This is a genomic window from Pseudomonas asplenii, from assembly GCF_900105475.1.
Classification (GTDB): Bacteria; Pseudomonadota; Gammaproteobacteria; order Pseudomonadales; family Pseudomonadaceae; genus Aquipseudomonas; species Aquipseudomonas asplenii.
On the sequence record NZ_LT629777.1, the window covers coordinates 2,685,919 to 2,698,947 of the forward strand.

Below are 13,029 nucleotides of genomic sequence, written 5' to 3' on the forward strand. Positions count from 1 at the left end.
TCGCTTTTGGGATGAAAGGTCCGGCTCTAGAATTTTCGTCATTGAGGGCCTGAATCCGATGAACAGATCACTGCTGAAAAAAACCGCTCGCCTGCTCGCCGAACTGTCGGTGCTGTGCGGCCTCTATCTGCTCGGTGACCAGGTGGCAGCCTGGACCGGCTGGCCGATTCCCGCTGGGGTGATCGGGTTGGCGCTGCTGTTGCTGGCCTTCGCTTCGGGCCGGGTCAACCCGGCCACGCTGCAGTTGGGCGCTGGCTGGCTGATGGCGGAAATGCTGCTGTTCTTCATCCCGGCGCTGATGAGCCTGCTGGACTATGGCGCGATGTTGCGCCAGGACGGTTGGCGGATCCTGCTGGTGATCATGTGCAGTACCCTGCTGGTCATGCTGGCGACGGCCTTCACCGTCGAATTCGTTTGCCGTTGGAGCAGCCGTCATGAAGCTTGAGTGGATGTCGCTGTTCTGGCTGGCGCTGACCCTGGCGGCTTATGTCTTCAGCCGCTGGAGCTACCGTCGCACGGGACGTTACCTGTTGTCGCCGCTGATCCTGGTGCCGGTCATCCTGCTGGCGGTAGCCATTCCGCTGCATACCGCCTATGCCGAATATTCGCGTGATACCCATTGGCTGATCCTGGTATTGGGGCCCGCTACCGTCGCTTTTGCGGTGCCGATCTGGCAGCAGCGGGGCCTGATCGTGCGTCATTGGCCGGCATTGTTGCTGGGCATGCTGGCCGGCAGCGTGGCTTCCATCGGCAGCTCCTACGGATTGGCCCGCGCCCTGTCGCTGGACAGTGCCTTGACCTTGTCGCTGGTACCGCGTTCGATCACGACCCCCTTCGCCATGCCCCTGGCTCGGGATCTGGGCGGCGTGCCCGAACTGACGGCGGTGTTCGTGCTGATCACCGGCGTGTTCGGCGCGATGGTCGGTGGTGTCTTGCTCAAATGGCTGCCGTTGCGCAGCAGTCTGGCGCGGGGTGCGCTGTTAGGCATCGGTGCCCATGGCGCCGGGGTCAGTCGGGCCCGCGAAGCCGGCGGCGAGGAGGGCACGGTCGCCGGTCTGGTGATGGTCCTGACCGGTCTGCTGAACCTGTTTGCCGCGCCCTTGCTGGCGATGCTGATCTGAGTCGGCGGCAGGGGCGTGCGGACTATCCCTCTGCCTTATTGCGCACCATTCACCCCCAACCGTATTTATTGTGACCCGATGCCCCGTGTCCGACACTCAGGCTCTGTATCCCATTGCCCCTGGCTGGAGACCTGTATGAGTGAGTCTGTGCGCTTCGAAGATAAAGTGGTGATCGTCACCGGAGCCGGCGGTGGCCTGGGGCGTGCCCATGCATTGCTGTTCGCCCGCCACGGTGCGCGGGTGGTGGTCAACGATCTCGGCGGTTCGAGCCATGGCGAAGGTGCCAGTGCCTCGGCGGCGGATCAGGTGGTGGCACAGATCCGTGAGGCTGGCGGCACTGCCGTCGCCAACCATGATTCGGTGACCGATGGCGACAAGATCGTGCAGAACGCTCTGGACGCCTTCGGCCGCGTCGATGTGGTGGTGAACAACGCCGGGATCCTGCGGGACAAGTCCTTCCTCAAGATGGAGGATACCGACTGGGAGCTGGTCTACCGGGTGCATGTCGAAGGTGCCTACAAGGTGACCCGCGCCGCCTGGCCGCACCTGCGGGAGCAGAACTATGGTCGGGTGATTTTCACCTCCTCGACTTCCGGTATCTATGGCAACTTCGGCCAGTCCAACTACGGTATGGCCAAGCTCGGGCTCTACGGGCTCACCCGGACCCTGGCGATCGAGGGGCGCAAGAACAACATTCTGGTCAATGCCATTGCGCCCACGGGCGGCACGCGCATGACCGAAGGCCTGATCCCGCCGCAGGTGTTCGAACTGCTCAAGCCGGAACTGATCAGTCCCCTGGTGGTGTTCCTCGGCAGCGAGCAGTGCGAGGAAACCTCCGGCCTGTTCGAAGTCGGTGGCGGCTGGATCGGCAAGACCCGCTGGGAGCGTAGCCTGGGGGTCGGTTTCGATCCGCACAACGGCTTCGGGGTCGATGAGGTGGCTGCCAACTGGCAGAAGATCTGCGATTTCGACAATGCCGTGCATCCCGACGATACGCCCGAGTCGCTGCAGCAAATGATGGCCAACCTGCAAAAATACAGCGGCTGACAGACCCTGTGGCTGGATAACGCCGGCCATAAAAAAGGCCGCTGTCAACGCAGCGGCCAAGGGAAGACGTTTGATCAAGGAGCGATAAATCAACGTCGGTAAAACACCATCAGTGAAGCGCTTGACGATCGGCTCGCATCCGGGCCGATATCGAAACCGGGATGGCCGCAATGGCCTTGAGCGCCCTCGGTGCAGAGTCGATGACTCGCTGCTGGAACCTCTCCCGAAGCGTTGACCCTGCGAACGATTCCCCTTGAACGCCCGGCAAGAATAGGGAATTGCCGCGCCCTGAAACAGTGCGTCTCATGACAATCACTGTTGCACCAGACGTAACAGTCATCCGGGGCGGTGCCGAGGTCGCCTGTCGCGTCGACGGGTTCCATCCATGGGCGCTATGGCGCGTTATCCAGCCCCTCGATAGTGCCTTGCGAGCCCATGCCCGTGCGGCCATTCATCCTTTGGAGGTACAACGAAAATACCTCCTTGGTGCGCTTATCGCTCCCGCTGGCGGTGCGTAGGGTGAAGCCTTCTGTCACACACCGGGGAAGACGCATGACAAAAACAACAATGCGCGCCATCTTCACGCCACAGGCGCTGGCGGTTGCCGTGGCACTGGGAGCGAGCGCCCAGGCCAACGCGGTTTCGTTCAATATCGGGGAGATCGAGGGCAAATTCGACTCGTCCCTGTCGGTCGGTGCGAGCTGGGGCATGCGTGATGCCGACAAGTCGCTGGTCGGGACCCCCAATGGTGGTACTGGCCAGGCTTCCACGGGTGATGACGGACGCTTGAACTTCAAGAAGGGCGAGACCTTCTCGAAGATCGTCAAGGGCATCCATGATCTGGAGCTCAAATACGGCGACACCGGCGTGTTCGTGCGTGGCAAGTACTGGTACGACTTCGAACTGGCGGACGGCGATCGCCAGTTCAAGGACCTCAGCGATCATCACCGCGATGAGGGCGCCCGCTCCTCCGGCATCGAACTGCTCGATGCCTTTGTCTATCACAACTACTCGATTGCCGACCTGCCGGGCACCGTGCGCCTGGGCAAGCAGGTGGTCAGTTGGGGCGAGAGCACCTTCATCGGCAACTCGATCAACAGCATCAACCCGATCGACGTTTCGGCCTTCCGCCGGCCTGGAGCCGAGATCAAGGAAGGCCTGATTCCGGTCAACATGCTCTTCGCTTCCCAGAGCCTGACCGATGCACTGACGGTCGAGGGGTTCTACCAGTTGAACTGGGAGAACACGGTTGTCGATAACTGCGGCACCTTCTTCGCCAACGACGTGGTGCAACACGGCTGCAACAACAACTACACCGTCGGCAGCCCGGCCATTGCGCCGTTGCAACCACTGGCTGCTGCCTTTGGCCAGGGTTTTGAAGTCACCTCCGAAGGCGTTGTCGTGCAACGCAGCAAGGATCGGGAGGCGCGGGATGGCGGACAGTTCGGTATTGCCCTGCGCTGGCTGGGCGATGACACCGAATACGGCCTCTATTTCATGAACTATCACAGCCGGACCCCGACGGTCGGTACCACCACGGCGGGCCAGGGCACCATCAACGCGCTTGGCAGCATCCTGCCGCTGACCCCCGCCGCCTTCCGCACCGGTCTGGCCCAGAGCATCATGCTGGGACGTGGCCAGTACTACCTGGAATACCCGGAGGATATCCGTCTCTACGGGGCGAGTTTCTCCACCACCTTGCCCACCGGGACCGCCTGGAGCGGCGAGATCAGCTATCGTCCCAACGCCCCGGTACAGCTCAACACCACCGACCTGACCCTGGCCCTGCTCAATCCGATTGCCGGTGGCGCGGCCTCACCGATCCGTACCACGGCCGGATCCGACAACGTCGGCTACCGCCGCAAGGAAATCACCCAGGCGCAAACTACCCTTACCCAGTTCTTCGACCAGGTCCTGGGCGCCGATCGCCTGACTCTGGTGGGTGAGGCCGGGATCACCTACGTCGGTGGCCTGGAGTCCAAGGACACGCTGCGCTACGGGCGTGACTCGGTCTATGGCGCCTACGGCTTCCAGGGCGACACCGGTGGCTACGTCACCGCCACTTCCTGGGGCTACCGCGCCCGGGCGATCCTCGACTACAGCAACGTGTTTGCCGGGATCAACCTCAAGCCCAACCTGTCCTGGTCCCACGACGTCAAGGGCTACGGCCCCAACGGCCTGTTCAACGAGGGGGCGAAGGCGGTCAGCATCGGCGTGGATGCCGACTACCGCAACACCTACACCGCCAGCCTCAGTTACACCGACTTTTTCGGTGGCCGCTACAACACCCTGATTGATCGCGACTTCCTGGCACTCAGTGTCGGCGCGAACTTCTGATCAAGGCTGAATAAGGACTACTTTATGCGCAAGATGATTCTGCAATGCGGCGCCCTGGCCCTGAGCCTGCTGGCCGCCAACGTGATGGCGGCGGTTTCTCCAGAGGAAGCGGCCAAGCTCGGCACCACTCTGACCCCGATCGGTGCGGAAAAGGCCGGCAATGCCGACGGCTCGATCCCGGCCTACACCGGCGGTATCCCGAAAAACGCCGGCGCGGTGGACGCCAAGGGCTTCCTCGCCGATCCGTTCGCCAATGAAAAGCCGCTGTTCGTGATCACCGCGGCCAACGCCGACCAGTACAAGGCCAAGCTCTCCGACGGCCAGATGGCGATGTTCAAACGTTATCCGCAAACCTACACGATCCCGGTTTATCCGACCCATCGTACTGTCGCCCTGCCACCGGCGGTCCTTGAGTCGGCCAAGCGCAGCGCCCTCAACGTCACCGCGATCAACGACGGCAACGGCCTGGCGAATTTTACCGGCAACCGCTACTACGCCTTCCCGATTCCAAAGAACGGCGTGGAAGTGCTGTGGAACCATATCACCCGTTATCACGGCGGCAACCTGCGGCGCACCATCACCCAGGCGACGCCGCAGACCAACGGCTCCTTCACCCCGATCACTTTCGAGGAAGAAGCGGCTGTGCCTTCGGAAATCCCGGACCTGGCACCGGACAAGGGCGCCAACGTGCTGACCTTCTTCAAACAGGAAGTCACCGCACCAGCGCGCCTGGCGGGTAACGTGCTGCTGGTGCACGAAACCCTCGACCAGGTGAAGGAACCACGCCTGGCCTGGGTCTACAACGCCGGCCAACGCCGTGTGCGTCGCGCGCCGCAAGTCGCCTATGACGGTCCGGGCACCGCCTCCGATGGTCTGCGCACCTCGGACAACTTCGACATGTTCTCCGGCGCCCCGGATCGTTACGACTGGAAACTGATCGGCAAGAAGGAGATGTACATTCCCTACAACAGTTACAAACTCGATTCGCCGAACCTCAAGTACACCGACGTGATCAAGGCCGGTCATATCAACCAGGACCTGACCCGCTACGAGCTGCACCGGGTCTGGGAAATCGAGGGTACGGTCAAGCCGAGCGAGCGACATATCTACGCCAAGCGCCACATGTATATCGACGAGGACAGCTGGCAGATCGCGCTGGTGGATCACTACGATGGTCGCGGCCAACTGTGGCGGGTGGCTGAGGGGCATGCGCAGTTCTACTATGACCACCAGGTGCCGGCCTATACCGTTGAAACCCTGTATGACCTGATTGCCGGTCGCTACATCGCCCTGGGCATGAAGAACGAGGAGAAGCACAGCTTCCAGTTCGGCTTCGTCGGCAAGGCTGCGGACTACACTCCGGCGGCACTGCGGGCCAGCGGGGTACGCTGAGACCCCTTGTGGAAGCCGGCTTGCCGGCGATTGCGATCGGTCATTCAACGCATTCATTGACTGACCCGCCGCTATCGCCGGCACGCCGGTTTCCATGGTGTGGAGGGCTCTCCTGAATCTTTTTTATGGGGTCCGATAAGCTTCCTGAATACTTGTTCATGGCAGGGCTCGAACAGGAATAGGGTAGGCGGATAAAACCAAGAAAGGCTGCCGCAATGACCGCCATGACCCCGCGTCTGGATCGTCCCGGGTTCCTGCCTCGCCTGTCCTCCCGCCATGTATCGCGCCCACGCTTGAGTGTCCCGCTGATCGAGTCCCAGGCTCGGGTCCGTCTGCTGTGCGCTCCCGCCGGCAGCGGCAAGAGCGCACTGCTGGCCGAATGCTTGCTGAAGGCGCCCGCCGACTGTGGCGTATGTTGGCTGCCCCTGGCCGGTGCGAATCTGGCGCCCGATGCCTTCTGCGCGATCCTGGCCGAAGCGCTGGGCCTGGAAGGGACATGGGACGAGCCGAGTCTGCTGGCGCGGCTGGCCCGTTGGACCACGCCGACCTGGATCTTCCTCGACGACTATTGTCGCCTGCCCGACCCGGCGCTGGATCAACTGCTCGACCGTCTGCTGGCGGTCAGCAGTCCGATGCTGAGCTGGTGGCTGGGCGGACGGCGGCGCCCACACTGCAACTGGCCACGGTTGTTGCTGGAGGGCGAACTCCATGAGGTCGGTGCGGTGCAACTGGCCTTCGAGCGTAGCGAGATCGAACGTTTGGTGGTCAATCCGACGGTCGAGGTATCGCCCCAGTGCATCGAGCGGATCAGCCAGTACACCGGTGGCTGGTGCGCCGGTGTACGGGTCGCGCTGCTGGAAGCGCCAGCCTGGCTCGCCAACGATCCGGAAGCCGGCTCGCGACGCTCGGCGACCCTGCTCGATTACCTGCAGCACGAACTGTTCGATGTGCTGGCGCCCGAGTTGGCCGAGGCCTGGCGGGTTCTGGCGCACCTGCCACGGTTCAACGCTGACCTCTGTGAGCATCTGTTCGGGGCCGGGGAGGGCGCCCAGTGGATGCGTACCCTGCAGGAACTGGGGTGCTTTGTCGAACCCTGGGAGGACTCCACCGAATGGTTGCGCATATTTGCCCCGCTGACCCTGCTGCTGCGTGACGAACCCTGGCCGGCTGCGCGCTCCTGGCATCGTCGCGCCTGTCAGTGGTTCAGTGCCCGGGGCGATTGGCAGGCGGCGGTGGAGCAGGCCCTGGCTGCCGAAGAACTGGAAGTCGCCGCGAGCCTGTTGCACAACTTCAGTTTCGACTACCTGTTCGAGGGGCAGAACGTCCCGTTGTTGCTGCGCCTGCATGAGCAGCGTCCGGACGAGCTGTTGTTTGGCACGCCACACCTGCTTGGGCTGATTACCACTGCGCTGTTGTTTGCCGGGCGTTTCGACGACGCGACGCGCAGCATCGAGCAGATGGCCCGCTTCGCACCACAACCGTCGTTGGTGGCGCAGCGGCACCTGGTGGCGCGCTGGCAGGCGCAGCAGGGGTGGCTGCTGCATTTGCAGGGCCGGACGGGGCCGGCTCGCGAGCATTTTCTCGATGCGCTCCAGGAATTGCCGCCGGCGGCCTGGCCGGCTCGACTGTTCTGTCTGTCCGGGTTGACCCAGCAGGCCCTGCTCAATGGTGAGCTGGAACAGGCCCACGCCTTGAGCCGGGAGGCCCTGTGCCTGGCGCGTGCGCAAGGTTCGCTGTTGTTCGAGGCGCTGCTGGAACTCGACCATGCACAGTTGTTGGAGCAGCGCGGCGCACTGCATCGCAGTGCGGCGTTACTGGACAATATCCAGGCCTTGCTGGTCGCCAAGCACTACCTCACCGGCCCGTTGCGCGGTCGCGTGGCCCTGCGCCAAGGTCGTCTGGCCTTGCGTCAGGGGCAGGACCTGCAAGCTGCCGAATATTTCCAGGCCGGGCTCGACGAATGCCTGCGCTGTCACGATAAACAGGCGCTCTATGGGTTTCTGGGGCTGGCGCTGCTGGATGCCAACCACGGCAACTATCCACAGGCTTTCGTCCGTCTGCGCGACGCCGAACGGTTGATGCAACAGCGGCATATTCCCGACACGGTCTACCGCGCGGTGCTGCTGTTGATCAGCAGCCATTTCTGGTTGCAGCAGGGACGTCCCGAATTGGCGGACGAGGCGCTGACCCGGGTGTTGCGCCACTATCACGGACCCAATGCGATACAGGCGCCGCCAGCGAGCCTGGAGTTGGTTCCGCGCCTCGAATACCTGCTGGTCCTGGCCCAGGTCTACCAGCGCAAGCCGGTCGCTGCGCTGGAGTCATTGGCGCGGCAACTGGAGCAGGCGCAGCGCCGGGGCATGCAAGGCATCGAAACGGAGATCCGCCTGGCCTTGGCGGAAGTGGCCTTCCTGGAGGGCGATGGCGCCTTGGCCAAGAGCCATCTCGGCGAGGGCTTGGCACTGGTCGGCCGCTGCAATCTGCAGCAGGCGCTGCGGGAGTTGCGCCTGCGTCAACCGGGCATGCTGTCGGCACTGGGCGTCGAGGAGGAGCTGGTCGCCAGTGGTGATAATCCGCTGAGCCAGCGCGAACTGGAAGTGCTCAAGCTGATCGCCCAGGGCAGTTCCAACCTGCAGATCGCCGACCAGTTGTTCATCTCGCTGCACACGGTGAAAACCCATGCGCGCAGGATTCACAGCAAGCTCGGCGTCGAGCGGCGCACCCAGGCGGTGGCCAAGGCCAAGGCGCTGGGCCTGATGGGCTAGGCACAACGCCGCTCGGCTTGTGTGGGAGTCGGTTTGCTGCGCGTTCAGTGGGATCAGTAGTACCCGATGCAGTGCTATCGCCAGCAACCCGGCTCCTGCAGGCGCTGCCGCTTCAGTTTTTCTGGTAGCCCATCCGCCAACTGATCGCTTCGCTGGCCGCCAGCAGGCGCTGGGCTGCCGGGCCTTTTTCATCGGCAGGGAACAACGACGTCGGGCCGACCACCGTCAACACGGCTGCCACCTGCCCCAGGGCATTGAACACCGGCGCCGACAAGGCATCGACCCCCGGCATCAGCAGACCATTGACGAAATGCAGTCCACGTCGGCGGATCTGTTCGCAGGTCGCCGCATAGGTGGCGGCATCGGCCAGCGGGTGCGGATGGCCGGCCTTGAGTTCGGCTTCGCGCAGGTCGATGGTCTCGCGATCCGGGAGAAAGGCGTTGAACACCAATCCGGTGGAGGAACTGAGCAACGGCAGCACCGAGCCCAGTTGCGTCACCACCGTCACCGCGCGCACTGCCGGCTCGATATGCACCACGGTCGCGCCGTGATTGCCCCAGACCGCCAGGAAGCAGCTTTCATTCAGGTCATCGCGCAACTCCGCCACGGGCATGGCCGCCACTTGCAGCACGTCCATGCTGTTGAGCGCGGCCAGGCCGACCCGCAAGGCCTCGCGCCCGAGGCCGTAATGGTTGGTGGCCACGTTCTGTTCGGCGAAACCGCTGGCGATCAGCGCCTGCAGGTAACGATGCACCTTGCTCGCCGGCATCTGCACGTGCTCGGCCAGGCGCGACAGCGAGGTGCTCGGCGACAGCTCGGCGAGGGCCTTGAGGATGTCGGTACCGACCTCGGCCGAGCGGACTTTCTGTTTGGCGTTGCTGTCGCTGCTGCGCGGCTTTTCCATGGAGGCAATGTGATCCCGGGACGAATGGCCGTCTTTATAGCTTGACGCGCATAGGCAATCAAATTACGTTTTGCACAATCGAATTACGCAATTCATAATTTCGGCTCAATAAAAACAACCGACCTTGCTGCGCGTCCGTGATCGGGTCGCCGGCCACGGGTCCACTCCACCAGGAGGCGCCATGCATCCCGACTCGACGACGCTGGCCTATCAGTCCGGCTTCGGTAATGAATTCAGCAGCGAGGCGTTGCCCGGTGCGCTGCCTGTGGGCCAGAACTCGCCACAGAAAGCGCCTTATGGGCTCTACACCGAACTGTTGTCCGGCACTGCGTTCACCATGTCCCGCAGCGAAGCCCGCCGGACCTGGCTATACCGCATCCAGCCCTCGGCCAATCACCCGGCGTTCGCCAAGCTCGAACGGCAGTTGGCGGGTGGCCCGCTGGGCGAGGTGACTCCCAACCGTCTGCGCTGGAACCCTCTGCCGATTCCGCAGCAACCCACGGATTTCATCGATGGCCTGGTGAGCATGGTCGCCAACTCGGCGGCGGATAAACCGGCCGGCATCAGCATCTACGGCTACCGCGCCAACCGCTCGATGGAGCGGGTGTTCTTCAATGCCGACGGCGAGCTGCTGCTGGTGCCGGAACAGGGACGCTTGCGCATCGCCACCGAACTGGGTGTCCTGGAACTCGAACCGCTGGAAATCGCCGTGTTGCCCCGTGGCCTGAAATTCCGCGTCGAACTGCTCGATGCCCAGGCCCGAGGTTATGTCGCCGAAAACCATGGTGCGCCGCTGCGCCTGCCGGACCTGGGGCCGATCGGCAGCAATGGCCTGGCCAACCCACGTGATTTTCTCACGCCCGTGGCGCATTACGAAGAGCGCCGGCAGCCGACCACCCTGGTGCAGAAATTCCTCGGCGAACTGTGGGGTTGCGAGCTGGATCACTCGCCGCTGAACGTGGTCGCCTGGCACGGTAACAACGTGCCATACAAATACGACCTGCGGCGTTTCAACACGATCGGTACCGTCAGTTTCGATCATCCCGACCCGTCGATCTTCACTGTGCTGACCTCGCCGACCAGCGTGCCGGGCATGGCCAACCTCGACTTCGTGATCTTCCCGCCGCGCTGGATGGTTGCCGAAAACACCTTCCGTCCGCCCTGGTTCCACCGCAACCTGATGAACGAATTCATGGGGCTGATCCAGGGCGCCTACGATGCCAAGGCCGAAGGTTTCCTGCCGGGCGGTGCGTCCCTGCACAGTTGCATGAGCGCCCATGGCCCGGACGGCGAAACCTGCAGCAAGGCGATCGCCGCCGAGCTGGCGCCGAGCAAGATCGACAACACCATGGCTTTCATGTTCGAGACCAGCCAGGTGCTGCGTCCGAGCCGCTTCGCCCTGGACTGCCCGCAGTTGCAGAATGACTACGACGCCTGCTGGGCCAGCCTGCCCAACACCTTCACCCCGGATCGGAGATAACCCATGAGTCAACCAAACCTTGCGTGCAGCTGGGTCGCGTCCGCCAACGGGCACCTCGATTTCCCGTTGCAGAACCTGCCCCTGGGCATCTTCAGCTATCAGGGCTCGGCCCCACGCAGTGGCGTGGCGATCGGCGAGCATATCTTCGACCTGCAGGCGGCGCTGGACGCCGGTCTGTTCGACGGTGCGGCCGCAACGGCGGTCGAAGCCACCCGTTGCGGACAACTGAACGCCTTCTTCGAACTCGGCCGCGGCGCGCGCCAGGCCTTGCGCCAACGCTTGCTGGAACTGTTCGAGGAAAACAGCCGCCTGCGTGACCGGATCGAAGCCCTGGGAGCGAAGTTGCTGCCGCTGGCGGCGGATTGCGTCATGCACCTGCCGGCGAAGATCGGTGATTACACCGACTTCTACGTCGGCATCGAGCATGCGCAGAACATCGGCAAGCTGTTCCGTCCCGACAACCCGCTGCTGCCCAACTACAAATATGTGCCGGTCGGCTACCACGGCCGGGCTTCGACCGTACGCCCCTCCGGCACCGAGGTGCGCCGGCCCAAGGGGCAGGCCCTGCCAGCCGGACAAAGCGAGCCGGTGTTCGGCCCTTGCGCGCGCCTGGATTACGAGTTGGAACTGGGGATCTGGATCGGCCCGGGCAATGCCATGGGCGACACCATTGCCATTGCCGATGCGGCCGATCACATTGCCGGCTATTGCCTGCTCAACGATTGGTCGGCGCGCGACGTGCAGGCCTGGGAATACCAGCCGCTGGGGCCGTTCCTGTCCAAGAGCTTCATCACCAGCATCTCGCCCTGGGTGGTGACCGCCGAGGCCCTGGAGCCGTTCCGCAAGGCCCAGCCAGCGCGTCCGGCGGGCGATCCGCAACCGCTGCCGTACCTGTTCGATGAGCGGGACCAGGCATCCGGTGCCTTCGACATCGAACTGGAAGTGCTGTTGCAGACCGAAGCGATGCGCGAGCAGCAACTGCCGCCCCAGCGCCTGACCTTGAGCAACACTCTCCATATGTACTGGACCGTGGCGCAGATGGTTGCACACCACAGTGTCAACGGCTGCCAGTTGCAGGCCGGCGACCTGTTCGGTTCGGGTACCTTGTCCGGTCCCGAGGCCGGTCAGTTCGGCAGCCTGCTGGAGATCACCGAGGGCGGCAAGAAACCGGTGGAACTGCCTTCGGGCGAACTGCGCCGATTCCTTGAAGATGGCGACGAAATCATCCTGCGTGCTCGTTGCCGCCGCGAAGGTTTCGCGTCCATCGGTTTTGGCGAGTGTCGCGGCAAGATCCAGTCGGCCCGTTGAGAGGAATCCGCCATGGAACTCTACACCTACTACCGCTCGACCTCGTCCTACCGGGTACGCATCGCCCTGGCGCTCAAGGGCCTGGACTACCATGCGCAGCCGATCAACCTGATCGCCGAGGGCGGCGGTGAGCATCGACAGCCGGTCTACCTGGCGCTCAATCCGCAGGGGCGCGTACCGGCGTTGCGTACCGATACCGGTCACCTGCTGACCCAGTCGCCGGCGATCATCGAGTTCCTGGACGAGCGTTATCCCCAGGTGCCGCTGTTGTCCCGCGATCTGTCGACCCGGGCGCAGGAGCGGGCGGTGGCGGCGTTGATCGGTTGCGATATCCATCCGCTGCACAACGTCAGCGTGCTCAACCTGCTGCGTCAGTGGGGACATGACGAACAGCAGGTTCAGGCCTGGATCGGGCATTGGGTCAGCCAGGGGCTGGCGGCGGTCGAGCAGTTGATCGGCGACGTCGGCTACTGCTTCGGCAGCGAGCCGGGGTTGGCCGATGTCTATCTTGTTCCGCAGTTGTATGCGGCCGAGCGCTTCAAGATTTCCTTGGAGGCCTATCCGCGAATTCGCCGGGTCGCAGCGCTGGCACAGCAGCATCCGGCGTTCCTTGAGGCTCATCCGGCGAACCAGCCGGATACTCCGGCGTGAAGACTGCTACCTGAGGGGCCCGCC

General features: G+C 63.5%; 10 protein-coding genes. 9 read left to right on the plus strand and 1 reads right to left on the minus strand.

Features of this window, described 5'->3' with window-relative positions:
• Nucleotides 1-58: 58 nt before the first annotated feature.
• The 6 genes from BLU37_RS12305 to BLU37_RS12330 all read left to right on the plus strand — a co-directional run bounded on the left by BLU37_RS12305 (nt 59) and on the right by BLU37_RS12330 (nt 8,662).
• Nucleotides 59-445: a CidA/LrgA family protein gene (locus BLU37_RS12305; protein WP_010445197.1), complete on the plus strand. Its 387-nt coding sequence runs from the start codon at nt 59-61 to the stop codon at nt 443-445.
• Nucleotides 435-1,121, plus strand: a complete 687-nt coding sequence (locus BLU37_RS12310; RefSeq protein WP_010445195.1) for an LrgB family protein — start codon at nt 435-437, stop codon at nt 1,119-1,121. The genes BLU37_RS12305 and BLU37_RS12310 overlap by 11 nt, the downstream gene beginning before the upstream one ends.
• 135 nt (nt 1,122-1,256) lie before the next feature.
• A complete protein-coding gene (locus BLU37_RS12315; RefSeq protein WP_090205169.1) occupies nt 1,257-2,168 on the plus strand; it encodes an SDR family oxidoreductase in 912 nt (303 codons plus the stop codon).
• Nucleotides 2,169-2,720: 552 nt separating this feature from the next.
• Entirely contained in the window at nt 2,721-4,505 is a 1,785-nt protein-coding gene (locus BLU37_RS12320) for a DUF1302 domain-containing protein (protein WP_090205172.1), read from the plus strand.
• A gap of 24 nt (nt 4,506-4,529) precedes the next feature.
• Nucleotides 4,530-5,897: a DUF1329 domain-containing protein gene (locus BLU37_RS12325; RefSeq protein WP_090205175.1), complete on the plus strand. Its 1,368-nt coding sequence runs from the start codon at nt 4,530-4,532 to the stop codon at nt 5,895-5,897.
• Nucleotides 5,898-6,112: 215 nt separating this feature from the next.
• Nucleotides 6,113-8,662: a LuxR C-terminal-related transcriptional regulator gene (locus BLU37_RS12330; protein ID WP_090205177.1), complete on the plus strand. Its 2,550-nt coding sequence runs from the start codon at nt 6,113-6,115 to the stop codon at nt 8,660-8,662.
• 112 nt (nt 8,663-8,774) lie between these two features.
• On the opposite strand, the gene BLU37_RS12335 is transcribed toward BLU37_RS12330, so the two are convergent.
• Nucleotides 8,775-9,566, minus strand: a complete 792-nt coding sequence (locus BLU37_RS12335) for an IclR family transcriptional regulator (RefSeq protein WP_090205180.1) — start codon at nt 9,564-9,566, stop codon at nt 8,775-8,777.
• A gap of 181 nt (nt 9,567-9,747) precedes the next feature.
• Between BLU37_RS12335 and hmgA the strand changes: the two genes are divergently transcribed.
• The 3 genes from hmgA to maiA are packed head-to-tail and all read left to right on the plus strand — an operon-like array spanning nt 9,748 to nt 13,005.
• Nucleotides 9,748-11,046 carry a homogentisate 1,2-dioxygenase gene (gene hmgA / locus BLU37_RS12340; RefSeq protein ID WP_019360205.1) on the plus strand — a complete coding sequence of 433 codons (1,299 nt, stop codon included), beginning with the start codon at nt 9,748-9,750 and terminating at the stop codon, nt 11,044-11,046.
• Nucleotides 11,047-11,049: 3 nt separating this feature from the next.
• Entirely contained in the window at nt 11,050-12,354 is a 1,305-nt protein-coding gene (gene fahA, locus BLU37_RS12345; RefSeq protein WP_090205183.1) for a fumarylacetoacetase, read from the plus strand.
• A gap of 12 nt (nt 12,355-12,366) precedes the next feature.
• Nucleotides 12,367-13,005 (plus strand): maleylacetoacetate isomerase, encoded by a 639-nt coding sequence (gene maiA, locus BLU37_RS12350; RefSeq protein WP_090205186.1) that lies wholly within the window; start codon nt 12,367-12,369, stop codon nt 13,003-13,005.
• Nucleotides 13,006-13,029: the final 24 nt, after the last annotated feature.

Excerpts from the sequence above, each read along its gene's own strand:
- maiA (WP_090205186.1), top strand. The coding sequence starts at position 12,367 with ATGGAACTCTACACCTACTACCGCTCGACCTCGTCCTACCGGGTACGC.
- BLU37_RS12320 (WP_090205172.1), top strand. The coding sequence starts at position 2,721 with ATGACAAAAACAACAATGCGCGCCATCTTCACGCCACAGGCGCTGGCG.
- fahA (WP_090205183.1), top strand. The coding sequence starts at position 11,050 with ATGAGTCAACCAAACCTTGCGTGCAGCTGGGTCGCGTCCGCCAACGGG.
- BLU37_RS12325 (WP_090205175.1), top strand. The coding sequence starts at position 4,530 with ATGCGCAAGATGATTCTGCAATGCGGCGCCCTGGCCCTGAGCCTGCTG.
- BLU37_RS12315 (WP_090205169.1), top strand. The coding sequence starts at position 1,257 with ATGAGTGAGTCTGTGCGCTTCGAAGATAAAGTGGTGATCGTCACCGGA.
- BLU37_RS12305 (WP_010445197.1), top strand. The coding sequence starts at position 59 with ATGAACAGATCACTGCTGAAAAAAACCGCTCGCCTGCTCGCCGAACTG.
- BLU37_RS12335 (WP_090205180.1), bottom strand. The coding sequence starts at position 9,566 with ATGGAAAAGCCGCGCAGCAGCGACAGCAACGCCAAACAGAAAGTCCGC.
- BLU37_RS12330 (WP_090205177.1), top strand. The coding sequence starts at position 6,113 with ATGACCGCCATGACCCCGCGTCTGGATCGTCCCGGGTTCCTGCCTCGC.
- hmgA (WP_019360205.1), top strand. The coding sequence starts at position 9,748 with ATGCATCCCGACTCGACGACGCTGGCCTATCAGTCCGGCTTCGGTAAT.
- BLU37_RS12310 (WP_010445195.1), top strand. The coding sequence starts at position 435 with ATGAAGCTTGAGTGGATGTCGCTGTTCTGGCTGGCGCTGACCCTGGCG.